Source organism: Azospirillum sp. RU38E (assembly GCF_900188385.1).
In the GTDB taxonomy this organism is placed as follows: domain Bacteria; phylum Pseudomonadota; class Alphaproteobacteria; order Azospirillales; family Azospirillaceae; genus Niveispirillum.
In genome coordinates this window covers 110,327-136,147 of sequence record NZ_FZOI01000002.1, presented here as the reverse complement: position 1 = coordinate 136,147, position 25,821 = coordinate 110,327, and the positions used below count along the sequence as shown (strand labels likewise).

At 62.7% G+C, this 25,821-nt stretch carries 24 protein-coding genes; 10 read left to right on the top strand and 14 right to left on the bottom strand.

Going from position 1 to position 25,821, the window contains the following annotated elements; all coding sequences use genetic code 11:
* Nucleotides 1–9: 9 nt before the first annotated feature.
* Together CHB97_RS05870 and CHB97_RS05865 are read right to left on the bottom strand one after the other, a co-directional pair.
* Nucleotides 10–2,049: a TonB-dependent receptor gene (locus CHB97_RS05870; protein ID WP_200819832.1), complete on the bottom strand. Its 2,040-nt coding sequence runs from the start codon at nucleotides 2,047–2,049 to the stop codon at nucleotides 10–12.
* Nucleotides 2,050–2,152: 103 nt separating this feature from the next.
* Entirely contained in the window at nucleotides 2,153–2,503 is a 351-nt protein-coding gene (locus CHB97_RS05865; RefSeq protein ID WP_089287035.1) for a DUF2946 family protein, read from the bottom strand.
* A 272-nt stretch (nucleotides 2,504–2,775) separates the two neighbouring features.
* Between CHB97_RS05865 and CHB97_RS05860 the strand changes: the two genes are divergently transcribed.
* The 10 genes from CHB97_RS05860 to CHB97_RS05815 all read left to right on the top strand — a co-directional run bounded on the left by CHB97_RS05860 (nucleotide 2,776) and on the right by CHB97_RS05815 (nucleotide 11,529).
* The gene (locus CHB97_RS05860) at nucleotides 2,776–3,258 is read left to right on the top strand and encodes a cytochrome c (RefSeq protein WP_089287034.1); all 483 of its coding nucleotides are present in this window, start codon (nucleotides 2,776–2,778) and stop codon (nucleotides 3,256–3,258) included.
* 13 nt (nucleotides 3,259–3,271) lie between these two features.
* On the top strand, nucleotides 3,272–4,630 hold the full coding sequence (locus CHB97_RS05855; RefSeq protein ID WP_089287295.1) for a cbb3-type cytochrome c oxidase subunit I: 1,359 nt from the start codon (nucleotides 3,272–3,274) through the stop codon (nucleotides 4,628–4,630).
* Between the two features lie 69 nt (nucleotides 4,631–4,699).
* Nucleotides 4,700–5,506, top strand: coding sequence for a CbbQ/NirQ/NorQ/GpvN family protein (locus CHB97_RS05850; RefSeq protein ID WP_089287033.1), 807 nt, complete (start codon nucleotides 4,700–4,702; stop codon nucleotides 5,504–5,506).
* 6 nt (nucleotides 5,507–5,512) lie between these two features.
* On the top strand, nucleotides 5,513–7,420 hold the full coding sequence (locus tag CHB97_RS05845) for a nitric oxide reductase activation protein NorD (RefSeq protein ID WP_089287032.1): 1,908 nt from the start codon (nucleotides 5,513–5,515) through the stop codon (nucleotides 7,418–7,420).
* 262 nt (nucleotides 7,421–7,682) lie between these two features.
* Complete coding sequence (nirK, locus tag CHB97_RS05840) at nucleotides 7,683–8,810, top strand: copper-containing nitrite reductase (RefSeq protein WP_089287031.1); 1,128 nt, start codon at nucleotides 7,683–7,685, stop codon at nucleotides 8,808–8,810.
* Nucleotides 8,811–8,879: 69 nt separating this feature from the next.
* The gene (locus CHB97_RS05835; protein ID WP_089287030.1) at nucleotides 8,880–9,701 is read left to right on the top strand and encodes an SUMF1/EgtB/PvdO family nonheme iron enzyme; all 822 of its coding nucleotides are present in this window, start codon (nucleotides 8,880–8,882) and stop codon (nucleotides 9,699–9,701) included.
* A 106-nt stretch (nucleotides 9,702–9,807) separates the two neighbouring features.
* The gene (locus CHB97_RS05830; RefSeq protein ID WP_089287029.1) at nucleotides 9,808–10,239 is read left to right on the top strand and encodes a pseudoazurin; all 432 of its coding nucleotides are present in this window, start codon (nucleotides 9,808–9,810) and stop codon (nucleotides 10,237–10,239) included.
* A 38-nt stretch (nucleotides 10,240–10,277) separates the two neighbouring features.
* Complete coding sequence (locus tag CHB97_RS05825; RefSeq protein ID WP_089287028.1) at nucleotides 10,278–10,655, top strand: hypothetical protein; 378 nt, start codon at nucleotides 10,278–10,280, stop codon at nucleotides 10,653–10,655.
* 35 nt (nucleotides 10,656–10,690) lie between these two features.
* The gene (locus tag CHB97_RS05820; RefSeq protein WP_160105601.1) at nucleotides 10,691–11,266 is read left to right on the top strand and encodes a cytochrome c oxidase subunit 3; all 576 of its coding nucleotides are present in this window, start codon (nucleotides 10,691–10,693) and stop codon (nucleotides 11,264–11,266) included.
* A 5-nt stretch (nucleotides 11,267–11,271) separates the two neighbouring features.
* On the top strand, nucleotides 11,272–11,529 hold the full coding sequence (locus CHB97_RS05815) for a hypothetical protein (RefSeq protein WP_089287026.1): 258 nt from the start codon (nucleotides 11,272–11,274) through the stop codon (nucleotides 11,527–11,529).
* Between the two features lie 57 nt (nucleotides 11,530–11,586).
* On the opposite strand, the gene CHB97_RS05810 is transcribed toward CHB97_RS05815, so the two are convergent.
* From CHB97_RS05810 to CHB97_RS05760, 12 genes are all read right to left on the bottom strand, one after another.
* The gene (locus tag CHB97_RS05810; RefSeq protein ID WP_089287025.1) at nucleotides 11,587–12,222 is read right to left on the bottom strand and encodes an SPOR domain-containing protein; all 636 of its coding nucleotides are present in this window, start codon (nucleotides 12,220–12,222) and stop codon (nucleotides 11,587–11,589) included.
* The gene (locus CHB97_RS05805) at nucleotides 12,219–12,971 is read right to left on the bottom strand and encodes a hypothetical protein (protein ID WP_143270736.1); all 753 of its coding nucleotides are present in this window, start codon (nucleotides 12,969–12,971) and stop codon (nucleotides 12,219–12,221) included. Before CHB97_RS05805 ends, CHB97_RS05810 begins: the two co-directional genes overlap by 4 nt.
* 118 nt (nucleotides 12,972–13,089) lie before the next feature.
* Nucleotides 13,090–14,115: a hypothetical protein gene (locus tag CHB97_RS25795; protein ID WP_143270734.1), complete on the bottom strand. Its 1,026-nt coding sequence runs from the start codon at nucleotides 14,113–14,115 to the stop codon at nucleotides 13,090–13,092.
* Nucleotides 14,116–14,282: 167 nt separating this feature from the next.
* Nucleotides 14,283–14,672, bottom strand: coding sequence for a DUF4280 domain-containing protein (locus tag CHB97_RS05800; protein WP_089287023.1), 390 nt, complete (start codon nucleotides 14,670–14,672; stop codon nucleotides 14,283–14,285).
* Nucleotides 14,673–14,675: 3 nt separating this feature from the next.
* Nucleotides 14,676–15,287 (bottom strand): toxin-antitoxin system YwqK family antitoxin, encoded by a 612-nt coding sequence (locus CHB97_RS05795; protein WP_089287022.1) that lies wholly within the window; start codon nucleotides 15,285–15,287, stop codon nucleotides 14,676–14,678.
* A 12-nt stretch (nucleotides 15,288–15,299) separates the two neighbouring features.
* A complete protein-coding gene (locus CHB97_RS05790; RefSeq protein WP_089287021.1) occupies nucleotides 15,300–17,312 on the bottom strand; it encodes a type VI secretion system Vgr family protein in 2,013 nt (670 codons plus the stop codon).
* A complete protein-coding gene (gene tssH, locus CHB97_RS05785) occupies nucleotides 17,309–19,963 on the bottom strand; it encodes a type VI secretion system ATPase TssH (protein ID WP_089287020.1) in 2,655 nt (884 codons plus the stop codon). The genes CHB97_RS05790 and tssH overlap by 4 nt, the downstream gene beginning before the upstream one ends.
* Nucleotides 19,964–20,022: 59 nt before the next feature.
* Complete coding sequence (locus CHB97_RS05780; RefSeq protein WP_089367398.1) at nucleotides 20,023–20,703, bottom strand: hypothetical protein; 681 nt, start codon at nucleotides 20,701–20,703, stop codon at nucleotides 20,023–20,025.
* Between the two features lie 540 nt (nucleotides 20,704–21,243).
* Nucleotides 21,244–22,260 carry a DUF4157 domain-containing protein gene (locus CHB97_RS05775; protein ID WP_089287018.1) on the bottom strand — a complete coding sequence of 339 codons (1,017 nt, stop codon included), beginning with the start codon at nucleotides 22,258–22,260 and terminating at the stop codon, nucleotides 21,244–21,246.
* Between the two features lie 109 nt (nucleotides 22,261–22,369).
* Nucleotides 22,370–23,428, bottom strand: a complete 1,059-nt coding sequence (tssG, locus tag CHB97_RS05770; RefSeq protein WP_089287017.1) for a type VI secretion system baseplate subunit TssG — start codon at nucleotides 23,426–23,428, stop codon at nucleotides 22,370–22,372.
* Nucleotides 23,392–25,221 carry a type VI secretion system baseplate subunit TssF gene (gene tssF, locus CHB97_RS05765; protein ID WP_160105599.1) on the bottom strand — a complete coding sequence of 610 codons (1,830 nt, stop codon included), beginning with the start codon at nucleotides 25,219–25,221 and terminating at the stop codon, nucleotides 23,392–23,394. Before tssF ends, tssG begins: the two co-directional genes overlap by 37 nt.
* The gene (locus tag CHB97_RS05760) at nucleotides 25,211–25,786 is read right to left on the bottom strand and encodes a type VI secretion system baseplate subunit TssE (protein WP_089287015.1); all 576 of its coding nucleotides are present in this window, start codon (nucleotides 25,784–25,786) and stop codon (nucleotides 25,211–25,213) included. Before CHB97_RS05760 ends, tssF begins: the two co-directional genes overlap by 11 nt.
* Between the last annotated feature and the right edge of the window lie 35 nt (nucleotides 25,787–25,821).

Genomic DNA, 25,821 nt, shown 5'->3' with positions numbered 1-25,821 from the left:
GGCCCCGGATCAGAAGCGCAGGTTCACCGTGCCATAGAAGGCGCGGCCATCGCCCGGCGAGTGCAGGCTCTGCGCCCCATCCCACCAGACATACTCATAATCCGTGTCCGTCAGGTTCTTGACCTGCAAGGACAGGTCGACATTGTCATTCAGACGATAGGTGATTTCAGCGGCCAGCAGCACATAATCCCCGAATTTGCCGGTGCTGTTGGTCTGTTCCAGATAATAACGGCTCTGCCCATTGGCGGAGAGGGACAGGGTGATATCGTCCGCCGCCTGCACATCGATCCCGCCGGAGAACAGGCGTGCCGGGATATGGTCAATGCGCTTGCCCCGGCTGGCGGGGTTGGCCGGGTCCGGCGTTTCGATCACCGCCCGCTGCCAAGCCATGGCCATCCAGAATTCCAGCCAGCCCAGCGGGCGGAGATTGACCTGGGCATCCACCCCTTCCCGCTTGGTGCCGCCCAGATTGTCGAAATCGCCCAGCGGGTCGTTCAGCTTACGCTTCACCTCCCCCGTCGCCGTCTGCTGCCAATAGGCCAGCCGGCTTTCCAGCCAGCGGGCCGGAGCATATTTCACCCCCGTTTCCCAGCCTTCATTGGTGGAAGGTGCCAGATCGGTCACGCGCGGCGGGATTTTATAGGCACCCGATCCGGCACCGATCTGGAAGGTGCGGCCCCAATTGGCATAAAGCGTCACCCCGCCGCCAGCCGCCAGGGCGGCGCTGATTTTCGGCTGGTCGATGCTGCCATAGTCATTGATGCTGTAATCGCGCCCGGTCAGCCCGTCATGGAAATCACCTTCCACCTTGTCCACCCGATAGGCGGGCACGATGGTCAGATAGTCGGTGGGCTGGATCACTGCCTGCACATAGGCGCCATAGACATCCAGATCGAATGTCTGGTCACGGGTCTGGCGCAACCGCTGGCGCCGCAGCGTCTGGAAACGCCGGCTTTCATTATCCTGAATCTGGAAATCGCCACCGGCTTCCAGCATCACGCTGTGCAGGCCGATATCCGGCAGATGGTAATGGATGGCGGCGATGCCACCCCATTGCCATTCATCTGCCACCCGTTCCTGCTGGGCGACATTGGCGGAATATTGCACCCAGCGTTCATCCTTCAGCCGGTTGACATAGGTCTTGGCGGTGGCCCCCAGATGGTCGCCCAGATCAAGGTCCAGATGCAGGCTGGCCTGGGCCGTCTCCCGCTCCCCCTTGTCGCTGTCAGAGAAACGGTAGGATTGGGAGGGATTGCTGGCCGCGTCCGCCCGCGTCAGATAGCCCGGCTCCTGCGCCTCATGGCGGCCATAGCGGATGCTGGCACCGATGCGGCTGTCGCCATCGCCCAGCCGGTAGAACCATTTCGCCGATGCCGCCCCGCGTTCGGCCTTGCCGTGGTCGCGGTAACCATCGGTATGGCGGAAGGCGGCCATATAATTCTGGCTCAGCCGGTCGCCCTCAAAACCGGCCACGCTTTGCAGATCGATGGTGCCGAAACTGCCGACAGTGGCGCGGGCGCGGCGGTAATTGCCACCGGTCAGGGTGCGCATGTCGGCGCTGCCGGCAATGGCATTCAGGCCCCAACGCGGATCATTGGTGCCACGCACGGTTTCAATGGATGCCAGTTCCAACGGGAAGACGGCATCAATGAAGGGCATATTGCCATCATTGCCGTTGCTGGGAATGCCGTCGATCAGCAGCTTCACGGCATTGATCTCCCCTTCCCCGTTGAAACCGCGGAAGGAAAATTTGCCGGATGTGGTGCCCTGGTTGAAATCGGTTAACAGCACGCCCGGCATCCGGCCCAGCAGTTCCCAGCTGTTATCCACGACTTGCCGTTCCAGCTGATCAGCCCCCAGCAGATCGACGGAGCTGTAAAGATTGCTGCTGGAACGGGCCATACGCTGGGCGGTCACCACCACCTCGCCGATGGTGAAGCTGGAATCAGCACTCTGCGCGGTGGCGATTCCGGCCCCTGCCAGGGACAGGGACAAGGCGATAAGCGAGCCGCAGCCCAGCAGGCTGGCGCGGAGGGACAGGTTTTTCATGATGTCAACTCAAGCGTCATGGTGCGGAACAGACGCACATGGCCGTTCCGGCGGGCCGGCATTGGCCGGCCGCATGATGGAAATTATCGTGGCGATGGAATGGTCAGGCGGTGGGCGCGGCCGGCGGCCCCCGGGCCAGCCGGTGGCCCAGCGGGGCCGCATGGGCCAGCACCGGTGCCGCCGCCAGCCGCAGCCGGACAGGTTGCCAGATTGTGGCCGGGGCCAATGCCACCAGTGGCGGCGGCGCGATAAAGGCTTGCCCAACCACCAGGGCAAAGGGGCAGGCGGCCGCCATGGCCGCCCCATCCCCGCCGCTGCTGTCGCCCTGGCCGGGCACGGTCCCGCGGCAGATCACCAGCCCCGGCCCGCCCGCCGCCCAGCCAGCCAGATCCGGCATCATCCCGGTGGGGATGATCACCCGAAACAGCAGGATCAGCAGAAGAAGATGGCGCATCACCAGGGGGGCCTGTGGGGAAAGGGCATTGATGTTTGCAGGGCCGTCCGGCCCGGATCATCCCATCAATGGCAGATAAAACACCCCAAGATGTTGATCCAGGTCAAGTTTCTTCCAGCAGAAAGATTAATACCCACGCCCGCAAGGCGACCACCACCAGGGCAAAAGCCCGGCTGTTTGCGCCGTGGCAACGTTCGCGGCCATTAAAGCCCGTAGCTGTGACCGTGACCTCGACACCGGCCTTCGATGGACCAGCAACGGGAGAGCAGAGCATGTCGTCAACCCATGAACCGCATCGGCCACCGGTCGAGCGATTCAGCAAATCAGCCGCCCGGAACATATTTTACGGCGGATCGGTCTTCTTCTTCGCCATCTTCATCGGCCTGACCGCGCAGAGCCATTGGCACATCCTCACCAAATCCACCGATGAGGCGACGATGAGCGCCGGCGTGCTGCGCGGCAAGCATGTCTGGGAAAAGAATTCCTGCATCAATTGCCATTCGATCCTGGGGGAAGGGGCCTATTTCGCGCCGGAACTGGGCAATGTCTGGGTTCGCTTTGGCGGGCGCACCGATCCGCAATCCGCCCGCGAAGGGCTGATCGCCTGGATGCAGTCGCAGCCTTCCGGCATCGAAGGGCGGCGGCAGATGCCGCAATTCCATCTCAGCGATCAGGAACTCAACGATCTCGTCGATTTCCTGGAATGGACCAGCCGCATCAAAACCCAGGGCTGGCCGCCCAATGATGCCGGCTGAAGGGGGGCTGATCATGAAATATGCATCACAAAGAGTGGCTTACTGGTATTTCGTCTGCGCCATGATCCTGTTCGGGGTGCAGATTGCGGCGGGGGCGCTGGCCGGCACGGTCTATGTGCTGCCCAACACGCTGTCGGAACTGCTGCCCTTCAACATCATCCGCATGATCCACACCAACGCCCTGATCGTCTGGCTGTTGATGGGCTTTTTCGGCTGCGCCTATTATCTGGTGCCGGAGGAGGCGGAGCGGGATATTGAAAGCCCCCTGCTGGCCTATATCCAGCTGGGCCTGCTGATGGTCGGCGCGCTGTCCGCCGTCGCCGGCTATACGCTGCACATCCATGAGGGGCGGGAGTTCCTGGAGCAACCGCTCTGGATCAAGGCCGCCATCGTCGTGGTGGCGCTGATCTTCCTCTATAATGTCTCCCTGACCGTGCTGAAGGGCCGGCGCACAGCGGTGACCAATGTGCTGCTGCTGGGCCTGTGGGGCATCGCCGTCTTCTGGCTGTTCGCCTTCTATGCGCCGGACAATCTGGCGGTGGACAAGCTTTACTGGTGGTACGTCGTCCATCTGTGGGTTGAAGGCGTGTGGGAACTGGTGATGGCCTCGGTTCTCGCCTTCCTGATGATCAAGATGACCGGCGTGGACCGTGAAATCATTGAGAAATGGCTTTATTCCATCGTCGGCCTAGCCCTGTTCTCCGGCCTGCTGGGCACCGGCCACCATTATTACTGGATCGGCGCGCCGGGTTACTGGCAGTGGATCGGCTCCATCTTCTCCGCCATGGAGATTGCCCCCTTCTTCGCCATGGTGATCTTCGCCTTCAAGATGGTGTTCAAGGGCCGCAAGGATCATCCCAACCGCGCCGCCCTGCTCTGGTCGCTGGGCTGCACCGTGGGCGCCTTCTTCGGCGCCGGGGTCTGGGGCTTCCTGCACACGCTGTCTTTCGTGAATTACTATACGCACGGCACGCAGGTGACGGCGGCGCATGGGCATCTGGCCTTCTTCGGGGCCTATGTCATGCTCAACCTTGCCCTGATCAGCTATGCCATGCCCTATCTGCGCGGCAAGGCCCCCTATCACCAGACGCTGAACGTCGTCGCCTTCTGGTTGATGACCGCCGGCATGACAGTGATGACCTTCGCCCTGACCTTCGCCGGGGCCGTGCAGGTGCATCTGCAGCGGGTGATGGGCATGTCCTATATGGAGGTGCAGGACCATATTGCCCCCTTCTATTGGGTGCGTCTGGGCTCTGGCGCCATGGTGGCCGTGGCCGTGCTGATGTTCCTGTGGTCGGTGTTCGGCCCGGTGCGTGACACACGCACCCTGGTGCAGCGGCGCGCGGGTGCCGCCCCCGTCGCCGCTGAGTGACGTGCTGCCGGGTGCGGGGGGAGCCACCCCCGCACCCGGCCACCACCCCGACCTTTCAGGAGATGAGCCATGCCCATAGCCGCACACAAGCAGCCGGTCGATGCCGCCCCCTTCTATGCGCCCGCCGGTCATGAATGCCTGTTGTTCGAACAGGCCTATCGCAATCGCCTGCCGGTGCTGCTGAAAGGGCCGACGGGCTGCGGCAAGACCCGCTTTGTCGCCCATATGGCGGCCCGGCTGGGCCGCCCGCTCTATACCGTTGCCTGCCATGATGACCTGACCGCCGCCGACCTGACCGGCCGTTACCTGCTGAAAGGCGGGGAAACCGTGTGGGCCGATGGCCCCTTGACCCGGGCGATGCGCGAAGGCGCCGTCCTGTACCTGGATGAGGTGGTGGAGGCCCGCAAGGACGTGACCGTGGTGCTGCACCCCGTCACCGATGACCGGCGCGTATTGCCGCTGGAACGGACGGGGGAGATGCTGACGGCGCCGCCGGAATTCATGCTGGTGATCTCCTACAATCCTGGTTACCAGAATGTGCTGAAGGCGCTGAAACCTTCCACCCGCCAGCGCTTCATCGCGCTGGAATTCGGCTATCCCGACCCGGAGACGGAGGCCGCCATCGTTGCCGCCGAAAGCGGCTTGCCCAAGGACCGTTGCCTGCCGCTGGTGCGGGTGGCCAATGCACTGCGTGACCTGAAGGGCCAGGATGTGGAGGAAGGGGCATCGACCCGGCTGCTGGTCTATGCCGCCACCCTGATCCGGTCCGGGATCAAGCCGGCCGCAGCGCTGGAGGCCGCCTTGCTGCAACCGCTCAGCGATGATCCGGATGTGCAGGCCGCCCTGGCCCGGGTGGCCGAACTGGCCTGGGGGTAAGCGCCTATGTCCATCTTCGAACCGGAAGAATTTATCGGCACCCGCTGGCATCGGCTGGTGGGTGGCCTGACCACCCTGCCGCACCATCCGCAAGCCGCCATCCGGCTGGCGGATATCAGGGGGCGGCTGGGCGTGCTGTTCCGCGCCCTGGGCGGGGATGGCGCCATCCGCCTGGCCGAGGCCGCCGCCGCCCCCTCCCCCCACCGGCTGGGCTTCATGCAGCGTGTCGGGCTGGGGCAGGAGAAGCTGGAACGCGCGGTGCTGGACAGCAGCAGCCTGCGCCTGCCCGCCTGCATCGATTATTTCCCCGACGCGGCGGATAATGCCGCCCTTTATGAATGGCTGGTGGCTTGGTTTGCCCATGCCGGGCCGGTCCCCAGCGCTGACGATGCGCTGGCCCGCGACATCCTGGCCCTGCGCGCCGCCGTGGCCGGCACGCGCGCGGCCTTGCGGGCATGGCCCGGCCTGCGCCCGCTGTTCCACCGGCTGCGCGCCGCCACCCTGGCGGCCCGGCCGGAACGCCGCCTGCCAGCGGTGGAAGCGCAACTCGAAACCGCGATCCGCGCCATTTTGGGCGGACGCCGCCCGACGGATCATGGCTTTCTGACCCTGATTGAGGAGCCGGGGGCGGATATCAGCACCCTCCGTGCCCCGCGCGGCTACCGCCCCTTCCTGCCGGTTCCCCTGTTCGGAGAGGTGCGGCAAATGCCGGGCACAGCCACGCCCGACGAGCGGGAGGAAGAAGCCGGCAGCACCGTCACCGCCGATCAGCGCCGCCGACAGGCGGAACGGCGGCAGACGGACCAGAGCGACCGGGACGACCCGCTCTGTTTCCACCGGTTTGAAACCATCTTCTCCCTGGCGGAAATGGTCAATGTGAACCGCCGGGTGGATGAGGATGATGAGGAAGGCGCCCGTCAGGCCGCCGACGATCTGACCGACCTGACCATTGGCAGCAACAAGCAGCGCACCGCCGCGCGCCTGAAACTGGATCTGGACCTCGCCCCCTCGGCCGTGGAAGAAACGGCCCTGACCCAGGGCCTGACCTACCCGGAATGGGACTGGAAGAAGCAGGCCCACCGGCCCGATCATTGCCGCATCATCGCGGCCCGCGCGCGGGAGGATGGCGAGGCATGGCTTCCCACACCGGAAATGCAGCACCAGATCCGCGCCGTGCGCCGCCAGTTCGAGGCGCTGCGCCCCCGCCGGGTGGTGCTGCGGGGCCAGCCTGATGGCGACGATCTGGACCTGTCGGCCCTGGTGCGCGCCGCCGCCGACCGCAAGGCCGGCGGGCCCGGATCGGAGAACCTGTTTATTGCCGGGCGCACCATCGAGCGGGATTTATCCATGGCTGTGCTGATGGATGTGTCGCTGTCCACCGATGCCGCCATCGGCAAAAACCGGGTGATCGATGTGGAAAAGGCGGCCTTGCTGGCACTCAGCCAGGGGCTGGATGCCTGTGGTGATGCCCATGCGATCTTCACCTTCACCTCCCGTCGCCGCCACGATGTGCGGGTGGAATTGGTGAAAGATTTCAGCGATCCGGTGGATGCCAGGCTGGTCCGCCGGATCGAAGGGTTGAAGCCGGGGCAATATACCCGCATGGGGGCGGCGGTGCGCCATGTCACGGCACAGCTGGCCCAGCGCCCGCAGCGGCACCGGCTGCTGCTGCTGCTGACCGACGGCAAGCCCAACGATATCGATTATTACGAAGGCCGCTACGGCATCGAGGATACGCGCGCCGCCATCCGGGAGGCGCGCAAACAAGGGCTGAAAGTTTTCGGCGTCACGGTGGATGAGGCGGCGCAGGATTATTTCCCCTATCTTTTTGGCCGCGGCGCCTATGCCATCATCACCCATCCCGAACGGCTGCCCGCCGCCCTGCCGGCCATTTACCGGCAATTGGTGGGGTGAAAGGCGCACATGATCATTCGTGATCAAAAACATGTGGGCACGATAAATAAATATCCAATCTGTATGATTGACGCCTGATTAATTTCCAGCATCATGCTGTTTGACTATCAATATTGACTTCAATACCTGCGACCAAATGGCCTTCACTACCCGCACGGGTGCTTTCCTTGTTTTGGCGCAAATACCGCGTCGATGCTTTGTCGTCTAATCGGGTCAACAGAAACGGCAATCGCCAGACGCAATAGCGAAGAAAGGAAGAGCCATGTTGACCCTCCGTGCAGCCCTTTGCGGTGCCGCTGCCATCGCCCTGCTGATGGCGGCCCCCATCCAGGCCGCAGAAGGCCCGAACCCGGCAACCAGCGCCAAGGCCCAGACCGACCTGACCGTCGGGTTGCCACGGGTGAAGGCCAAACTGGTGGCCCCGCCCCAGGTCATGGAACATGATCAGGTGGCCAAGGGCGGGCCGAAGGTGGTGGAATTCACCATGAAGATTGAGGAGAAGAAGATCGTCATTGATGGCCAGGGCACCACCTTCCAGGCCATGACCTTCGACGGCTCCATGCCCGGCCCCACCATGGTGGTGCATGAAGGGGATTATGTCGAACTGACGCTGATCAACCCCGACAGCAATTCCATGCCGCATAATATCGACTTCCACAGCGCCACCGGCGCCTTGGGCGGGGCACAGCTGACCCTGGTCAACCCTGGCGAACAGGCAACCCTGCGCTTCAAGGCCACCAAGGTGGGGGCCTTTGTCTATCACTGCGCCCCGCCGGGCATGATCCCCTGGCATGTGGTCAGCGGCATGTCGGGCACCATCATGGTGCTGCCGCGCGATGGGCTGAAGGATGAAAAGGGCAAGCCGATCCATTATGACCGGGCCTATACGATCGGTGAATTCGATCTCTATGTGCCCAAGGATGCCAACGGCAAATTCAAGAATTATGAAAGCGCCGGCGACGCCTATGCCGACACGGTGGAGGTGATGAAGGGCCTGATCCCCAGCCATGTGGTGTTCAACGGCGCTGTCGGCGCGCTGACCGGTGACAAGGCGATGAATGCCAAGGTGGGGGAAACGGTGCTGTTTATCCACAGCTCCGCCAACCGTGACACCCGCCCGCACCTGATCGGCGGCCATGGTGATTATGTCTGGGAACGCGGCAAGTTCGGCAATGCCCCGGAGAAGGGGCTGGAGACCTGGTTCGTGGCGGGAGGCAGTGCCGCCGTGGCGGTCTATACGTTCCAGCAGCCGGGCATCTATGCCTATGTCAACCACAACCTGATCGAGGCGGCCGAGCTGGGGGCCACCGCCCATGTCAAGGTGGAAGGCAGCTGGAACAATGACCTGATGAAACAGGTCACCCCGCCCGGCCCCATTGCGGTGAACTGAAAACAGTCTCGGCGGCCCGCCCCGGAGGACGGGCCGCTTTGCTGTGTTTTCCCTGGATGGAGATGTGCCATGGCACTGTCCAGCAGCCTCAAAGCCGCCCTGATCGGGCTGGCGGTCATGTCAACCCTTCCCGGCTTATCCCGCCAGCCGGAAAACAGCGCCGTGGCGCGGATCGAAACGGCGTCGGTGACCTATCGGGAACCGGGGGAGTTTCTCCGGCACGGGCTGCCGGTCAATGGGCCGTTGAAGGCGATCATGCTGCAAGCCCCCATCACCATCATGCGCAATCAGGTCACGCGTGGGGAGTATGATCAATGTGTCGCCGCCGCCGCCTGCCCCGCCCTGGACAAGCCGGGCAAACCTGATCGCCCCGTCACCGGGGTCAATTATGAGGATGCCAGCGCCTATGCACGCTGGCTGTCGGCCAGGACGGGGGAGCGATGGCGGCTGCCGACCGATCAGGAATGGGCGCTGGCCGCCGGCTCACGCTACAAGGATGATGCCTATACGGAAATCAGCGATCCCGGCAACCCGTCCAAACGCTGGATTGCCGTCTATACCGCTGAAGCGCAGACGCAGGGCGCCATCGACCCCACGCCAATGCCGGCCGGCCATTTCGGCCGCAATGAACATGGGCTGGCCGATCTGTCGGGCAATGTCTGGGAATGGACCTCCACCTGCTATATCCGCCACCATGTGAAGCAGGATGGCCAGACCCAGGTGACGGAAAATTGCGGCGTGCGCGTTGCCGAAGGCCGGCATCGCGCCCTGATGATCGGCTTCATCCGCGATCCCAAGGCGGGGGCCTGCTCAGTCGGCATTCCGCCCGCCAATCTCGGCATCCGGCTGGTGCGGGAAGAAAGCGGCCTGCGGCGCTGGCTGGGCTTCTGATGCAACGGTTTCCCGCATAGGGAAACGATCTCCTGTTTGCCCTGGCGCAAAGGGCGGCGGCCCCATCCGCGCTATCGATTGGCGCATTCAACCGATGGAGCCTCTGATGAATTGCAAAAGCCTGCTGCTTGCCACCACCCTGATCATCGGCCTGCCCGGCATCGCTGCCGCCGCCAATCATGAAGTGAAGATGCTGAACAAGGGGGCCGGCGGCGTGATGGTCTTCGAACCGGAGCTGATCCGCATCGCCCCCGGCGATACAGTGACTTTCAAGGCCACCGATCCCGGCCATAATGTGGAAACGATCAACGGCATGTTGCCGGCCGGCGCACAGGCCTTCACCGGCAAGACCGGGCAGGACACTACCATCACCTTCACCGCCGAAGGTATCTATGGCGTGAAATGCAAGCCGCATTACCCGATGGGAATGGTGGCCGCCATCATTGTCGGCAAGCCCGCCAATCTGGACAGCGCCAAGGCCGTGCAGAACCCCGGCAAGGCGGGCAAGAAATTCGAGACCCTGTTGGGTGGTTTGTAAGAACCCGGCTGGCATAGGCAGAGGGGAGAATTCAAGCCATGATCCTGTATGGGTTTCCCCTCTGCCTGCTTTATCTGGTCACCGGGCTGGCCCGCACGCTGTGGCTGGATCACCGGATCGGCGCCCTGGCCGGGGCGTTGGTCGAACTGTCCAGCTTTCTGGTGGCGGGGCTATGCTGGCTGATCGTCACCGAGGGCGGCCGGGCCGGCGGGATACGGCTCAAGCAATATCCGCTGGGCGCCGGCATGGCCGCGCTGGCCCTGTTCTTCATCACTGACGCGGCCATTGCCACCTGCCTCTGCGGTGTTCCCCTGTTCCTGCATCTGGCCCGCTTCACCACTTTGGCGGGCCTGATCCAGCTGATGGGGCTGGCGGGTTACGCGGCCCTGCCGCTGCTCTGGCACGGGCGGGAATGACAGTATTCTTTGGCGGGCCAGAAGCGGAGCCAACAATGCATCCACAGGCACCTGCCCTTTCAGCAGGGTACGCGGACGATGGCGAACCGGTGCCGGAAACCATCCCCGGCAATTTCATGATGTGGATTTTCATCATCGGGGATGTGCTGGTCTTTTCCGGCCTGCTGGTCGGCTTCTGTGTCGCCAAATGGCTCGACCATTCCGCCTTCCTGGCCGCTCAAGTCCAGCTGGTACCGTCCATTGCCGCGCTGGAGACGGTAACGCTGATCCTCAGCGGCTGGCTGGCGGCAATCGCGGTGGAGCATCAGCGGCAGCAGCGGAACACAGGGCTGCCCCTGGCGGGGGCGATGGCCTTCGGCGCCCTGTTTTTGCTGCTGAAGGTGCGCGAATATGCCCACAGCGCCGCGCTGTTTGATTATGAGACAGGGTTCGCCCAGCTTTATTATCTGATCACCGGGTTTCATGCCCTGCATGTGGGGCTCGGCCTCACCCTGTTCGCCCTCTCTTTTCGGCGATCCCAGAAACAATATCTGCCGGATTATGCCCGCTACTGGCATTTCACCGATCTGATCTGGCTGATGATCTTCCCGCTTCTCTATGTCATCCGGTGATCCCGATGCGCGACATTCATCGTGCCGCTTTTGCTCTGCTGAGCCTTACCGGCCTGTCGATGGCGGTAACGGCACTGCCGCCCGCTGCCCTTCCGCTGCTGTTTTTCATCAGCTTTGCCAAGGTCATGATTGTCTTGCTGATCTTTGCCGAGTTGCGCCGGGCCGGCCGTTCCTGCCAAGTCGCCCTTGGCGTCTATTTCCTGTTGCTGATGGGACTCACCACCGCCCTGTCAATCCCGCACGCGATCACAACAGCCGGATAATGCCCGTCGATCAAGCACCCGGTGCCGTTGCGGCAGGGTGCCAGGGCCAGAGCCATATCAGGGGGCCGGTTTCGGCCAACTGACGACGCGCGCCGCCAAGCCGGTCGCGCGCGCCGCCTCAATGGCCAATTGATGGGCCGTCTGCTCATCCGGCAGCGGCCCCAGCGTCACCACATGCCAGGGCGGCATACCGGGAAAGCTGGCCGTCACCGTCTCCGCCGTGAAACCTTGTTTCTTCAACTGGGCCACCAGATCGGCGGCAGCCGGGGCCAGCAGGAACCGCGCTACCTCTACCGAAATGACGCGGCTGGAGAGGGGCAGCTCCCCGGGCCCCTGTACCGCCAGTGCCTGGGTGGCCAGGGGGCCCAGCGGGGTGCCCGGCACATCCGTCACCGCCCCGCTGCGCAACCCCTTCACCATCGGGCCACCGGACGCGGCATCCGGGCTGGTGGTCGCCGTCGGCGTTGGTGGGGCGCTGCTTGCATCAATCGCTGGTATCGGCGTGGTGGGGGCTGTTGCGCCGGGATGCGGGGCCACCCCGCCCAGCGCCGCCGTGCCGTGTGCCGCCTGTGTGCGCCCTTCCTCTGGCTTGTCCGCCAGGGACAGCCCGACCAGCAGCCCGGCCAGAAAGGTCAACAGGCCGAACAGGGCCGTTCCAGCAATGATCCATAAGGGATGCAGGCGCGGTGTCACCGCACCCTCCCCGGCGGGGCGGGCGGCAGGGCTGCCTGTGGTGCCCGCGGGGGAACGCTGCGGGTGGGCGGCGCAGCCGCGTCCGGTTTGCCGGCCGCAACCACCGGCTTGGCCTGGTACGCCTGCGGTTGTCGCAAGGAGGCAACGGGCTTCTGCGCTGTTTCCTTGGGTGCGGCCTTCACCGCCAGCATCGGCTTCACCGGTGCGGGGGCCACGGCGGCTGGTTTGGCCGGCTCCGGAACCTTCGGCTTTTCTGGTTCAAGCGCCTGACGCTGGTCACGGAAAGTGTTGCGCTGCATCCCGATGCCGCCCATCTGCAGGCGCTGCCACGGCGTGAAACGGTCCTCCGGCAGATTGGCCTGGCCACGGAAAGCGGCGATGGGCTGATAGGTGCCGGAATAATTGCTCCACCAATCCAGCGCCCCATTATCAAACCGCATGGTGCCGGCATAAAGCACCGGCCGGCCAGCGGCGATGGCGGCATGGCCCGCCTTGGCCGAGACCAGGGTTTGCGATTGCGCCCGCGTCTGGCCCGCCACGCGCACGAAATTATAGGTGCCGTTGGGCCGCACCATCACGCCCCGGTCGGGCTGGCGCAGCTGGAACATGTCCTGGGCGGCCTGAACCAGCTCCTCCCCCGCACTCACCCGCGCGCCACCCTGCTGGGCGGTGCGGATGGCATCGAAGGTCTTCATCGGCTGGACGACAGCGCCTTGCGGCGTAAAACGGCGATTGGGCGGGCTCATCATCACCCCAGGAACAATATAAATATTATTGTTGCAAAAATATCGAGCCGCTTCAATCGCCTTGTTTGCCCCAATGACTGAAGTCCAAATCGTTGGGGCAAACAAGTTTCTTCAATTAACCCTAAGAAGGATTGACCGTAAAAAGATCTATATTATTGTTATTGTCAAGAATTGCAACAACAATATATGTATTATCTAATAAGTTAAGGCAGCCAAGACCAATAGCCATTCCATAGTTATTTCCAGATCCTCCAAATATTGGATCAAAACTATTAATTTCCAGAGACCAGTTATTGTTATTAATTATGACTTTAACTGTAGAAATGTATGTATAATATACATTTTCAGAATCAACTCCAGTATTGGCGACATAAAAATTTCCATCCGAATCAACAGTGATAGCACTTCCTGGAATTGAAGATGTTGACAATGAATTATTAACAGTTCCACTTATCTGAACATTAAATGTAGCTGTTGAAACATCATAAGATCCAGCATAAATTTGATTTGAGCCGTCAACAACAGATAGTATATTATTATAATAAGCTGCCATTGGATTCTGAGCAGAAATAGTCGATCCTAAATTAGAAGTGCTGGAAATGACAATTGACACAGGAGACCAAGCGAGAGCATAGCCACCATTAATTGTTGGAAAAACTTGAAGTTGATAAGCGCAAAGTGATTTTCCAGTGGCACTCATGTCCGCAGACACGGCAGTTACAACAAAAAGTCCCGGTCCCACATTTGTGATGGAGGGATTAACCCCATATGCTATATTGGGGCTCGATTCAAGTTCAATATCCCCATAATATGAATTCGTAAACCCTCCAACTCCATTTTTGATTTTTCCAACATTTACAATTATCATATTATATATGCTACTCTGATGAACTGAAACAATCATTCCATATTGATCAATAGCGACTGACGGTGGATTTTGACAATAATCAAAATAATTACCACTTGCCAAATTGGAAATTGATATAGAATTCTGAGAAAATTCTAAACATCCGGAGGCGGAGTAGGCACTCAAATCATTGGAATTAGATGAAATATAGGCTGACAAAATGCTTCCATCACTACCGACGCAAACAGAACAATTGTTTGCGTTTTCCACAAACGAAGCCTGCAGAGATGCGAGTTCCATGATTTTCTCCATCAATTAGTGATTTGATATTTGATAAAATGCGCACTCAAAAGGCAACTTAAAATATGTTATAAAATGTGATAAATAGTGGTCGAATTTATAAAATTAAACAAAAATCGCACTATGAAAACTTTTGTAAAATTCCTGTAAATATACATAAATCGAGATCAGGGCACCTGAACCATCACCTGTCCGGCGAAATTGATGGAGATGACCCCGCCCCAGGCGCACATGCATTTGGAGCTGTTATTCAGTGCCGGCATATTGCCGATCAGCACGGTGGGCGCACCGGGTGCCCAGGGGGCCACCGTTACGGGCATACAGGGCATGGGCGTCAAGGCCCCCATGGCAGCGGCCGTCGCCGCGATCACCATCGGATTGGCCATGCTGTTGCACATGGCGAAGGGCGGAATATTCAAACCAGGGGCAAAATCCATGATATTGGCGGCGCACGGCCCGCCCGCCATGGTGCGATTGATCGGCAGCACGGACAGGGCCGCCGGGGCCGCCCCGAAATTGCATTGCAGCAACGCCCCCGCCACCACCTGCTGGCCCATCGCTTACCCCCCTTTTCCAAACAACCGATCCATCAGGCCCGGCTTGCTGGCCGCCACCTGATCGCCCAGCGGGTTCTGCCGCACCCCATCAACATAAAGGGCGCGTTCCAGCACCTGACCGGCCGTATCATAAACGATCAACTCGCCGCTCAGCACGCCATCAACATAGCTGGCCTTCTGCCGCAATTGTCCGCCTGGATGGTAATCCAGCGCCTGGCCTTGCAGCAGATCATCCTGATAGGTTTCCACCCGCATGGGCCGGCCATCGGGATAGAAGATGGTGGCCGTGCCATGTTTGCGCCCGGCCAGAAAGGGGGTGATGGCCACCTTGCGCCCAGCGGGGTCAAAGGAATGCACCTCCCCCGCCAGTAGCCCATCCTGATAGGTCATTTCCAAGGACAGCCGCCCCGCCTGCCAGATGGTGGCCAGCCCATCCAGCACGCCCAGACGAAAAGACTGCCTTGTTTCCGGCCGCCCCCTGGCGTCGAAAATCTCCATCACCCCATCCAGCAGCCCGTCGCGCAGGGTGAAACGGCGGCGCAGCGTGCCCGCCGCGTCAAATTCCTCATGCAGGGCCGGTGCGCCGGCATCGGGGGCGGTTTGCGCCTCAGCCATGCTGCATCATCCTCAATTGATCTTCACCAGGCCGCCCTTCAGGGTCAACATGCCGCCGCCATCAACGGTGCCGCTGGCGCTGCCCTTCACCTGGGCCGATACGCCCCCTTGCAAGGTGGCGCCGACATCAGCCTTGGCGGTGACATTCAGCCCCTTCACCGTGGCATCGGTGCCGGCCTGCATGGTGGCTGCTGTGCCAGCCTTCACCGTTGCTTCGGTACCGGCCTGCATCGTAGCACTGGTGCCCCCCTTCAAGGTAATGGAACCACCGGCCTGGATGGTGATGTTGCCATTCACCTTCAAGGTGAAATCACCCGTTACGTTCCAGGTCACGTCGGCCTTGCTGGTGTGGGTCTCATCGCCTTCCACCGTCACCGCCCGCGTGCCCTTCACCGAATGGGTCTCCTTGCCCTTGGCAACCTGGGTGGTCAGGTCGCCCTCGGAAATGGTCAGCGTGTCATTGCCCTTGGTGATGGTGGTGGTGCGGTTGCCCTTGTCGATGGTCAGCAGATCGTCAGCTTCATTGATCGTGGCCTTGCGCTGGTTCTTCACCAGTTGGGTGAAGTCCTTTTCGGCCTGCAGGTAAACTTCCTCCTCCCCCTTCTTATCCTCGAAGCGGAATTCATTGTACCCGCCGCCGCCCTTGGAGACGTTGGATTTCACCGTGCTTTTGGTCTGGTTGTCCGGCAGGGCATAGGGGACGGGCTGTTCGCCATTATAGACCGATCCCGTCACCAGGGGCCGGTCAGGGTCGCCCTCCAGGAAGCTGACCACCACCTCCTGCCCGATGCGGGGCAGGAAGAAGGAGCCCCAGTTCTTACCCGCCCAGCCCTGGGCCACACGCACCCAGCAGGATGAATTTTCATCCTTCTTGCCTTCCTGGTCCCAATGGAACTGCACCTTGATGCGGCCATGCTTGTCGGTCCAGATTTCCTCCCCCGCCTTGCCCACCACGATGGCCGTCTGGGTGCCGGCGATGCGGGGGCGATGGGCGGTGCGCGGCGGGCGGAAGGTGGCGCTGGCCGGCAGGGCGGCGAAACTGTTGCTATAGCTGCCAAACCGGGCGTGATGATCCACCTGATGCAGCACATAGGCGGCATTGGCCGCCGATTTGGGATGGCCGGACAGGGTGAATTTCAACCCCGCCGCCATGGCCCGCACCGACCCGGTGCCGCTGGCCCGGCTGGCCGGCACTTCCAGTTCGGCCAGCCGGATCTTGGCCAGGGCGTCGCCCTGGCTTTTCTTGCTGTACAGGCCGGGATACTCATAGACCTGTAATTTGCCCTTGCCGGACACGCTGGTCTTCAGTTCCGTCGACGGCGTATCGAAAGCGAAATCATCGGCCTGATACTTGCCGCTGACCATCATTGTTTCGATTGTGAAACTTTCCACCCGGTCCAGATCGACCCAGCCCTTTTCCGCCGGCAGCGGGATATAGGGCAGCGTCGCCGTGCCGGGAATATTGCTGTGGGCCGAGGCATCATCAGCCAGCACCAGCGTATGTTTGCCATCGGCATGGGTGAAGAACCAGAAGATGCCTTCATCTTCCATCAGCCGGCAGACAAAATTCAGCGCCGTTTCATTATATTGCACACAATATTCGCGCGCCTGATATGTGGCCGTCAAACTATCCTTGAAATCGCTGAAGCCCAGATCGCTGAAAACCGCTTTGATGATCTCCGGCGCTGTCTTGTTCTGGAAGATGCGGCAGCCGCTGGTCAGCGATAATTGCCACAGCCAGGGGCGCAATTGCAGCTGACAGGTGCTTTCCATCTGCACTGCCCGCACACAGACGCCGTTGATATAGCGCTTGGCCCCGTCCGGGCCGATCAGCGTCACCGTCGGCGACTGGCCAATCAGGCTGGAAAGGTCGGTATCGGCCGTTTCCGCCGTGGCGGTAATGTCAAAGCTGAACAGGGAACAGACGCCCTCCTGCCCCGTGAATTCGCGCAGGACCAGCTTGTCCTTGCCCAGCGATGTCGACAGCGACAGCGACTGGCCACCCTGCGTCCAGGCATCACTCATGCGCCCTGCTTCCCAAACCGAACCACCAGCCCGGCCCCGGCCGGATCGGTGGCGACATGCACCAGATCAATGGCGGCCCCATTGGCCAGCCTTTCCAGCACCTCCCCCGATAATTGCGGCAGCAGGTTATTGGTCAGGATCTGGTCAATAGCCCGCGCGCCCGCATCCGCCGCCCGGCAGCGGGCGACGATATAGGCCACCACAGCCTCATCATAGGTCAGTTCGGCCTGATAGGCATCGGCCATGCGCGCCTGGATGCGGGACAGTTTCAGCCGCACAATCTCCCCCAGCCGGGCCGGCGGCAGTGGCAGATAGGGCACCACCACCATGCGGCCCAGCAGGGCCGGCTTGAAATGCCGCACCAGGGCGGGGCGGATCGCCTCCACCAGCATCTCCGCCTTGGCCCCGGCGGCGGCGCGTTCATGGATGATCTCGGCCCCCAGATTGCTGGTCAACAGGATCACCGTGTTCTTGAAATCAACAGGAACGCCCTCGCCATCCTCCAACACACCCTTGTCGAACACCTGATAGAACAGTTCCAGCACATCAGCATGGGCCTTTTCCACCTCGTCCAGCAGCACCACGGCATAGGGGTTGCGGCGCACCGCCTCCGTCAGCACCCCGCCGCGCCCATAGCCGACATAGCCGGGCGGCGCCCCCTTGAGGCCGGAAACGCTGTGCGCTTCCTGATATTCCGACATGTTGATGGTCACCATGGCCCGTTCGCCGCCGAACAGCAGGTCGGCCAGCGCCAGCGCCGTTTCCGTCTTGCCCACGCCGGACGGACCGACCAGCAGGAAGACGCCGGTGGGTTTGCCCGGTTCGGCCAGGGAGGCGTAATAGGTCTGGATGCGCCGGGCCACGGCGTCCAGCGCGTCATCCTGCCCCACCACCCGTTCCGCCATGCGCTGGCGCAGGCGGCGCACGGCGGCGATATTGTCGGTCAGCATCCGCCCCACCGGAATGCCGGTCCAGCCGGAAACAACGGCGGCAACGGCGCGATGATCCACCGACAGCGGCACCAGGGTTTCATCCTGCTGGATCTGCTCCAGTTCCAGCCGCAACCCTTCCAGATCGTCCAGCGCTTTGCTGAAATCAGCCCCGCGCAGGGTGCCGGCGGCCAGCCTCTCCTCCAGCTCCCGCACGCGGGCGGCTAATGCGCCCTCCTGCACCCAGCGCTGGCGCAGCTGTTCCAGCCGGTCCTGCGCCTGCTCGCGCCTGTCTTCCAGCGCCTCTATCCGCTCCCCATGGTCGCGGCCGCGCGCCTTTTCCCGGCCCAGCAGGGCGATTTCATCGGTCAGTTGCCGCACCTCCCGCCGTGCTGCCTCCAGCGCCGGCGGCTCCCCATTCTGGGCGATGGCGACACGGGCGCAGGCCGTATCCAGCACGCCGATGGCCTTGTCCGGCAATTGTCGCCCGGTAATATAGCGGTGGGACAGGCGAACGGCATCGGCCACCGCCTCATCGAGCACGCGCACGCCGTGATGCGCCTCCAGCTTGGGCACCAGCCCGCGCAGCATGGCCACCGCCGTTGCCTCGTCCGGCTCATCCACCTTCACCACCTGGAAGCGGCGGGCCAGTGCTGGGTCTTTCTCAAAATATTTCTTATATTCGGCCCAGGTGGTGGCGGCGATGGTGCGCAATTCGCCGCGCGCCAGGGCCGGTTTTAACAGGTTGGCGGCATCGCCCTGCCCCGCCGACCCGCCGGCCCCAATCAGGCTGTGCGCCTCATCAATGAACAGGATGATGGGACAGGCGCTCTGCGCCACCTCCTGGATCACCCGTTTCAGCCGATCCTCAAACTCCCCCCGCACCCCGGCACCGGCCTGCAACAGGCCAAGGTCAAGCGACAGCAGCCGCACCGGTTTCAGCGGCGGCGGCACCGCCCCTTCAACAATGCGCTGGGCCAACCCCTCCACCACCGCCGTCTTACCGACACCGGGATCGCCAGTCAGGATGGGGTTGTTCTGCCGGCGGCGCATCAGCACATCGATCAACTGGCGGATTTCGCCATCCCGCCCCACCACCGGATCGGACTTGCCTGCGCGGGCCTGGGCCGTCAGGTCGATCGTATAGGCATCCAGGGCCGGGCAGGGCTGGGTGGCGGTGCTGGACAGGATGGGGTTGTTCGTCGCCTTGGGCGATGTGTTGGGCAACGCCGCGCCCAGCCCCGGCACATCCTCCGCCGATCCCTTGATCAGCTCGGGCAAATCCTCTGCCAGCCGCCCGCGCGGGATTTTCGCCAGCAACGGCACCGGCTCCAGCAGCAGGCCGCGCAGGGCATCATCGTCCAGCAGCGCCTTCAAAATAGCACCCGAGCGCACCAGCGGGGCCGACAGATCCAGGCTGGAGACCAGCCAGGCTGATTGCAGCAGCCGCACGATATGGTCGGAAAAGGCCGGCGTGCGGCTGTTGCCGCGCTTCAGCCGGTCCAGCGTGGCCGTCAGCTGGGCCTGAAGCGCGCCGCTGTCGATCCCGTAATAGCGCAGGATCGGCGGCAGATCGCCATCCCCCTGCTCCACCAGTTTCAGCAGCAGATGTTCCACCTCCACCGCGAAATGCGTCTGCGCCAGACAAAGCTGCGCCGCCCCCTCAAGCGCCCGCTTGGTGGAGGGGTTCAGGCGGGCGATCAGGGTGGCGAGGGTGGACATGGACAACCTTGTAAATCACTGCACCAGAACCCGGAAGAACCCCAGAAATATACAAATTTCTAAATAGTCGGAATGGTCAAACCACCCGTAGCGGCACGTACAATTGGCGAATCATTACTCACACTGTTCAATCTAATTGCACCATTGTTAGCATTCCTCATCGCTTCGAACTGGGCGAAAGATATCTGTAAGTCCACATTGCCATAGTTTGGGTCGCGGTAGGTAATTGTATCTGTAGCTGTATTTACATCCACCAAAACAACCAAATGAGCACCACCCCGATGGAGGGGACTGGCCTTCAGGTTGACCGGCCCTCCCGCCAGAAGCTGGGCGCCCGTGGGGAGGTAGCGACCGGTTACAGACATCGACGCGCTAGCATGATGCATGCTGACATCCAACAGTGTACGTAAGGTGCCAATATCGTTGTCCGCACCGAATTCGACGCCCGCATACCCATATATGCTCGTAGTGTCCTCCCCATGCTGCTGAATTTCGTTGCGAAAGTCAGCAGCATGATCGCGAGCCACTGTCAGCACCTCAACAGCCTGCATGACGGTGTAGTCGTTACTGACGAAATAGCGCCGGAAGAATTCAGTCCCATCCACGGATTGCCCGACTGAACGAAAGCCACGGCGAACGAACTCTCGGACCTGGTCGCGCGTGACGCGGACATTGCCCCTGAAACGGTGAGCGTTCAGCCGAGCAATGGCACTATCCAGGGCATTGATAATCATATCCATGATTTCCGCCCTTCCCCGACCAGAAGAATCCAGCGGGTACAGTGAGATCAGCGCGTCAAGATTGGATCGGTCGTGGTTACGGGCCCCGACCAAAGCAGTGCCGACAGCCAACCAACAGGATGGGCCCCTTTGTGTGTCAAGCACAAGGGCGCGTTGCAGAACTTTAGCTGCGGCAGCAAAGGTCGGCTTGCCCAGTATACTCCTGGCGGGCTCAGCCTTTAATTTTGTCGGCTCCCGGGCCAACGACCCTTGCGGCAATCTTTGATTTTCTTTCAATTGCACAGGCAGATTGGTTGCATGCATGATTGTCGGCGCAACATGCTGACCCCTTGGTGGGTTGGTCCCCACCCCGACATGTTGTGTCTGCATTGATGCCACATGGTGAACCCTAGGCTGAATATGACCGTCGGGTCCAAATTTGGTTGGCGGTCGGGCACACGTTCCGAATGGAGGCTGTACCGACACGGACTTGTTCTGGACCGTGCCTGTTGAGCCGAACTTGGTTGGTGGCGGCAAGTGCTTACGCGTCATCGTGCCCCCTCAAATCTTCCGATACCATTCGCGCGGGCTGGCCACCCTGGCGCCACTGAAATCATCAACGCCCGCCGCCCGCGCCACATCCATGGCGAAGCTGCTGCACTGGTTGCGGGCAAGGCTGAACTGCACGCTGCCGTTACGATATTCAGCCACCTTGCCCATGGCCTGCTGCGCCTGTTCAGCGCTGATGGCATAGGCGCGGGTGCGCACGCCGGGTTTGCTGAAGGCACCGTCATCGCCATGCACCTTGCCCGGCACACCGGCTGTCAGGCGGCCCAGATCGCGTTTCGGGTCCATGGTGCTGAACCCGGCGGGGGAAAAGCCGAACGCTTCCCGCTTGCCGCCGGGCCGTTCAATGGCCACAAAACCATGGCCCGCCATGGCATCCGGCAGACCCTTGTCCTGATGCAGGTAACCGCCGACGATCAACCGATACCCACTGCCCTGCGCCTTGGGCCCCGGCAGGGCAGCCTTGGGCTGCACGGGGGCGGCAACGCCAGGGCGGGCGAGGGTAGCGGGCTTGGCCTGCACCGTTTCCGGCAGCCGGTGGCTGGCGGCGCGCTGGCCCATCCGGTCCGCCTCTGCCTCCAGATGGTGATCCTGCACAACGGCGATGCCATTGCCGAACGGGTTACGTACCCGGCCGGCCCGCTGCTGAATCACATGAGTCAATTCATGCCCCAGCAGGGCTTGGCCCTGCGGGCTGTCCGGATTGTACTGGCCGGGGGCGAAGTAAAGGCTACTGCCCATGGTGAAGGCCAGGGCGCCGATGCTGGGTGCCTCCGGCCCGACATGCACCCGCACATCAGAGAAGTCGGCCCCGAAAAAACTCTCCATCTTCGTGCGCACCGCATCCGGCAGAGGGCGACCACCGGCGGACGGGCGCAGCAGGCCCGGCGGCAATTGCTGCGCATCCCCGCCTGGGCCGCCAGCCCGCTGTTGTACCACACCCGTACCGGGTTTCCCCGGCAGGCGCGGCCCTGGTCCCTGGAAACGCCCCTGTATCACGCGACCAGACATGGAGACCCCACCAGCAGAGGTAGCATCTTTTCATTCACCCATAGCAACGCATCAACGTCAAGCAAAGCACAGGGTAATCGTCCCGCAATCGAGGTTGAAACAGCCATATTTATCCCCCCTCGCCCGGCCGGATGGTCACCACCATCTCCCGTTCCGGCGACCGCCCGCCCAGCAGGGTGGTGCGGCCTAGCGCCCGGCCAGAGGCGTGTTTCAGGTGCAGTTTCGGCACCTGATCGCCCCGCAGGCGCAGGCGCAGCGTGACCTCCAGCTGCGGGCCGGCATGGAAGGCCACCAGGGCCAGCAATTCCCGCAAGGCCCGCTTGCCCGGCATGAAGGAGAGGTAATGGCGCAGGCCCAGCGGCCCCAGTTCCACCAGAATGCCCGCCGCCTGATCCCACACCCGCGTGCCCAGCACGGCCCCCCGGCCCAGCCGGGTGCTGTCAGTCGCGCGGCCCAGGCGGCTATGATCCTCCGGTTCCAGCGCCATCCAGTTGCCCTGCAGGGGATGGATGCGCACCTGCAGGCCGAAATGCCCCGCCAGCAGCCGTTCCAGCCCGTGCTGGCTGGCCGGCTGGCGGTTCAACAGGCCGGCGAACCGGTAAAGACCCCGGTCCGCCACCGGCAGCCGGCCTTTCAGGGCCGGCGTGCCGATACCGCAGAGTGCGGCGGCGAATTCCGCCAGATTGGTCTCCCATGGCGCCAGTCCGGCCAGTTCCGGCCGGTGCGACCGGCGGGACCGCATCTGGATGGAAACCAGCCGATGGTTGAACAGGTCCAGGAAATCACGCATGGCGAAATCGCCCGCCCGCGCCCGCTCACTCACCCATTCCGCGATCGGCTGCGGCAGCGGGCCGAAGGAACCGGCCAGCCCCAGCAGGCTCTGTCGCAGGGTATAGCGCACGCGGCCCGAAGGGCTGGCCTGCTCCTTGATCTCCTGCACCTGCCCGCCGGGCAGCACCACGCCCAGCGATGACCGAAATCGGATCACCTCTGCCGCGGCATCATTGCCGCTGGCCGGGGGTACGAAGCCGCGCGCATGGGCGCGCGCCGCCTTGCGCGCAGCATCCAGTTCCAGGATGCGGACCGCCTGGAGCGCCTCGAACCGGCCGGGATCGGCCAGCAGCTGGCGGATCAGAGAACGTTTCGCGCGCCAACCCGGGCCGGCCATGTCTTCCACACTCCATCACGCTGGCGGCTTTTCAGCACCAGCTGGGTAAAACTGTTGATCCCGGCATAAAGCGCCAGGAAATGCTCCAGCACAGTGGCCAGCAGAAAGGCGCTGCTGCCGATGAACTGGGTTTCATCCAGGGTCAGCGTCACCTCCGTCCCGCGCACAAAACCGCGCCAGGCCTCACTGCCGATACGGCGCACCAGCGGCCGGGCCGACAGGCTGTAAAGCCCCGCCGCCTGCTGCTGCACCTCTGCCCCGCCGCCATGGCCATAAAGGATCAGGATTTCGCGCAGCGCCCGCAGCGATGCATCCGGTGCGGTCGCATCACCCAGGGAGAGCTGGTTCAGCGACAGGGAGGAGACCAGCTGCCACAAAGTCTCCCCCTGCTGCGGGGCGGCGATCTGCCGGGTGGGCCGGTTCAGGCAGCTGACCCGCGCCACCGGGGCATCCACCTCCAGATTCAGCAGGGTGCCGGGGGCCAGCTGTTCCGCCATGCCCCGGCTGGTGCAGAGCGTATGGGCATAGAGCGTCTGGGAAGGCGGCTGGCCGGGATCGAGTTTCAAATCCACCAGCGACAGCCAGATATCGCTGCCCGGCATATCGGCCCGCACCGCCGGTCGGCGGCGGGCGATCCAGAAACAATCCGCCCCGGCACGGGCGGCGTTATGGTCATAGGAGAAGAAGGGCCGCACCAGCCGGCTGTCATCACCGGGATTGCTGACACTGGACAGTTTGGTGATGGAATGCACCTCGCACGACCGTTCCCAGCGGCTGTCCGGTGTCAGCTTATATTCCACCTGGGTCTGGTCCAGCCGCACCGGCTCGCTGGTTTTCGGAAACAGGTTGATGATGGGGGTGCAATTGGTGCGCACCTGGATACGGTCCAGCCGCTCGGCCCGGTCGGGCACCCGGTCCAGCAGGAACAGCAGTTCCGCCTCCTGCCCCGCCGGCCAGCCCGACAGGCCCGCCACATCGATGAACTGGAATTTCTGCGGAAAGCAGAAATATTCCCGGATCAGCCGATAGGCCTGATGGCTGTGGCCGGGGAACGGCAACACATCCTCATCCTCCGCGAACCCGACCGGCCGTATCGCATCAGCCGGCAGCCGGGTGATGGCGGCCGCATCCCCCGGTGCCTTCAGCACCACGCTGTGGCAATTATTCAGCAGCAATTCATAGAGGATGCCGGCCAGCATCGGCTCCCCATCCAGATAGAAACGCAGCCTGTCCGGCTGCATCTCGGCAAAGGTCAGGGTGCCCAAGGCCCGCAGCCGCAGGCGCAGCACCCCCGCCGTCGCCCCCAGCCGGGCCAGGGTGGGGAACCGTTCGGGCATCTGCAAATCCATCCCCGCCACCTCCACCGGCCAGAGCCGGAGCGGATAGCAGCTGCGGAAATGGCAGGTCAGGCCTTCCTGCGTGCTCTGCGCGAACAGGGCGATATTGTCGGGCAGCTGGAAGCCCAGGGCGGCACGGGCCTGCCCGGCATCCACCTCAAACCGGGCAATTGCCATGCTGGGCACCGGCGCCACCAGCTGGGGATATGTCGCCTCCAGCAAGGCCGCCGGGATCAGCGGGAAATCGGCATCCAGCGTGCGCTGGATGCGCGCCGTCAGAAAGGCGAAGCTTTCCAGCAGCCGCTCAGTATGCGGGTCGCGGCTTTCATGGCCGTTGAAATCCAGCCGGCCGGCCACCTTGGGATAGGTGGCGGCGAATTCCGCCCCTTCATTGCGCAGGTAGAGCAGTTCGCGCTCATAGGCCTCGAACAAGGCGTCGGCCTCCTCACGCGGCATCGCTGCCTCCCATGCCGTCACGGATGATGACGGGAAAATCCACCGGTTCAATGCGGCCGTCCAGCCGGATCTGTCCGCTGATCTCCACCAGCAGCGACTGGCGGTCATGGCTTTCCGGCAGCACGCTGAACCAGCCGCCCAGCCGGCGCAGCTGCTGGTTGGGGGTCAGCCGTGCCGCCCGTTCCGACCATTCGCGCATAAAGGCGGCGCGGCGCGCCCCATCCAGCCGGTACAGCCGGACCTTTGGCGCGATCAGCCTTGGTTCAAACGCGGCAATCGCCACCGCCAGTTCCCCCACCAGCTCGGTTTCCCGTTCATTGTCAAAGGGCTGGAAGGCGGACAGGTCGGGCACGCCATAATCCAGCACGGTGCGGGCACGGCCCCCCAGGGCCGCGCGGGCGCGCGGCAGGCGGGTGTTCAGCAGCGACGATATCTCCGCCGCGATGGACAGGATCAGCCCGTCGCGGTCCAGCGAGGGCACGCTGCCATCGCCATCGGCGATACCATCAACCAGCCGATCGAAGAGGGGCACCGGGGCGCCGGGAAGAAGTCTGGGTCCGCTCATGCCGGGCCTTCAGCAGGGGGGCGGATGGCGGGCAC

Coding starts and splice junctions, on each gene's coding strand:
- CHB97_RS05845 (WP_089287032.1), top strand. CDS start 5,513: ATGTCCATCTTCGAACCGGAAGAATTTATCGGCACCCGCTGGCATCGG.
- CHB97_RS05835 (WP_089287030.1), top strand. CDS start 8,880: ATGGCACTGTCCAGCAGCCTCAAAGCCGCCCTGATCGGGCTGGCGGTC.
- CHB97_RS05820 (WP_160105601.1), top strand. CDS start 10,691: ATGCATCCACAGGCACCTGCCCTTTCAGCAGGGTACGCGGACGATGGC.
- CHB97_RS05780 (WP_089367398.1), bottom strand. CDS start 20,703: ATGGATATGATTATCAATGCCCTGGATAGTGCCATTGCTCGGCTGAAC.
- CHB97_RS05860 (WP_089287034.1), top strand. CDS start 2,776: ATGTCGTCAACCCATGAACCGCATCGGCCACCGGTCGAGCGATTCAGC.
- CHB97_RS05830 (WP_089287029.1), top strand. CDS start 9,808: ATGAATTGCAAAAGCCTGCTGCTTGCCACCACCCTGATCATCGGCCTG.
- CHB97_RS05865 (WP_089287035.1), bottom strand. CDS start 2,503: ATGCGCCATCTTCTTCTGCTGATCCTGCTGTTTCGGGTGATCATCCCC.
- nirK (WP_089287031.1), top strand. CDS start 7,683: ATGTTGACCCTCCGTGCAGCCCTTTGCGGTGCCGCTGCCATCGCCCTG.
- CHB97_RS05800 (WP_089287023.1), bottom strand. CDS start 14,672: ATGGGCCAGCAGGTGGTGGCGGGGGCGTTGCTGCAATGCAATTTCGGG.
- CHB97_RS05805 (WP_143270736.1), bottom strand. CDS start 12,971: ATGATGAGCCCGCCCAATCGCCGTTTTACGCCGCAAGGCGCTGTCGTC.
- CHB97_RS05825 (WP_089287028.1), top strand. CDS start 10,278: ATGATCCTGTATGGGTTTCCCCTCTGCCTGCTTTATCTGGTCACCGGG.
- CHB97_RS05760 (WP_089287015.1), bottom strand. CDS start 25,786: ATGAGCGGACCCAGACTTCTTCCCGGCGCCCCGGTGCCCCTCTTCGAT.
- CHB97_RS05870 (WP_200819832.1), bottom strand. CDS start 2,049: ATGAAAAACCTGTCCCTCCGCGCCAGCCTGCTGGGCTGCGGCTCGCTT.
- CHB97_RS05855 (WP_089287295.1), top strand. CDS start 3,272: ATGAAATATGCATCACAAAGAGTGGCTTACTGGTATTTCGTCTGCGCC.
- CHB97_RS05795 (WP_089287022.1), bottom strand. CDS start 15,287: ATGGCTGAGGCGCAAACCGCCCCCGATGCCGGCGCACCGGCCCTGCAT.
- CHB97_RS25795 (WP_143270734.1), bottom strand. CDS start 14,115: ATGGAACTCGCATCTCTGCAGGCTTCGTTTGTGGAAAACGCAAACAAT.
- CHB97_RS05775 (WP_089287018.1), bottom strand. CDS start 22,260: ATGTCTGGTCGCGTGATACAGGGGCGTTTCCAGGGACCAGGGCCGCGC.
- CHB97_RS05815 (WP_089287026.1), top strand. CDS start 11,272: ATGCGCGACATTCATCGTGCCGCTTTTGCTCTGCTGAGCCTTACCGGC.
- CHB97_RS05790 (WP_089287021.1), bottom strand. CDS start 17,312: ATGAGTGATGCCTGGACGCAGGGTGGCCAGTCGCTGTCGCTGTCGACA.
- tssG (WP_089287017.1), bottom strand. CDS start 23,428: ATGGCCGGCCCGGGTTGGCGCGCGAAACGTTCTCTGATCCGCCAGCTG.
- tssH (WP_089287020.1), bottom strand. CDS start 19,963: ATGTCCACCCTCGCCACCCTGATCGCCCGCCTGAACCCCTCCACCAAG.
- tssF (WP_160105599.1), bottom strand. CDS start 25,221: ATGCCGCGTGAGGAGGCCGACGCCTTGTTCGAGGCCTATGAGCGCGAA.
- CHB97_RS05850 (WP_089287033.1), top strand. CDS start 4,700: ATGCCCATAGCCGCACACAAGCAGCCGGTCGATGCCGCCCCCTTCTAT.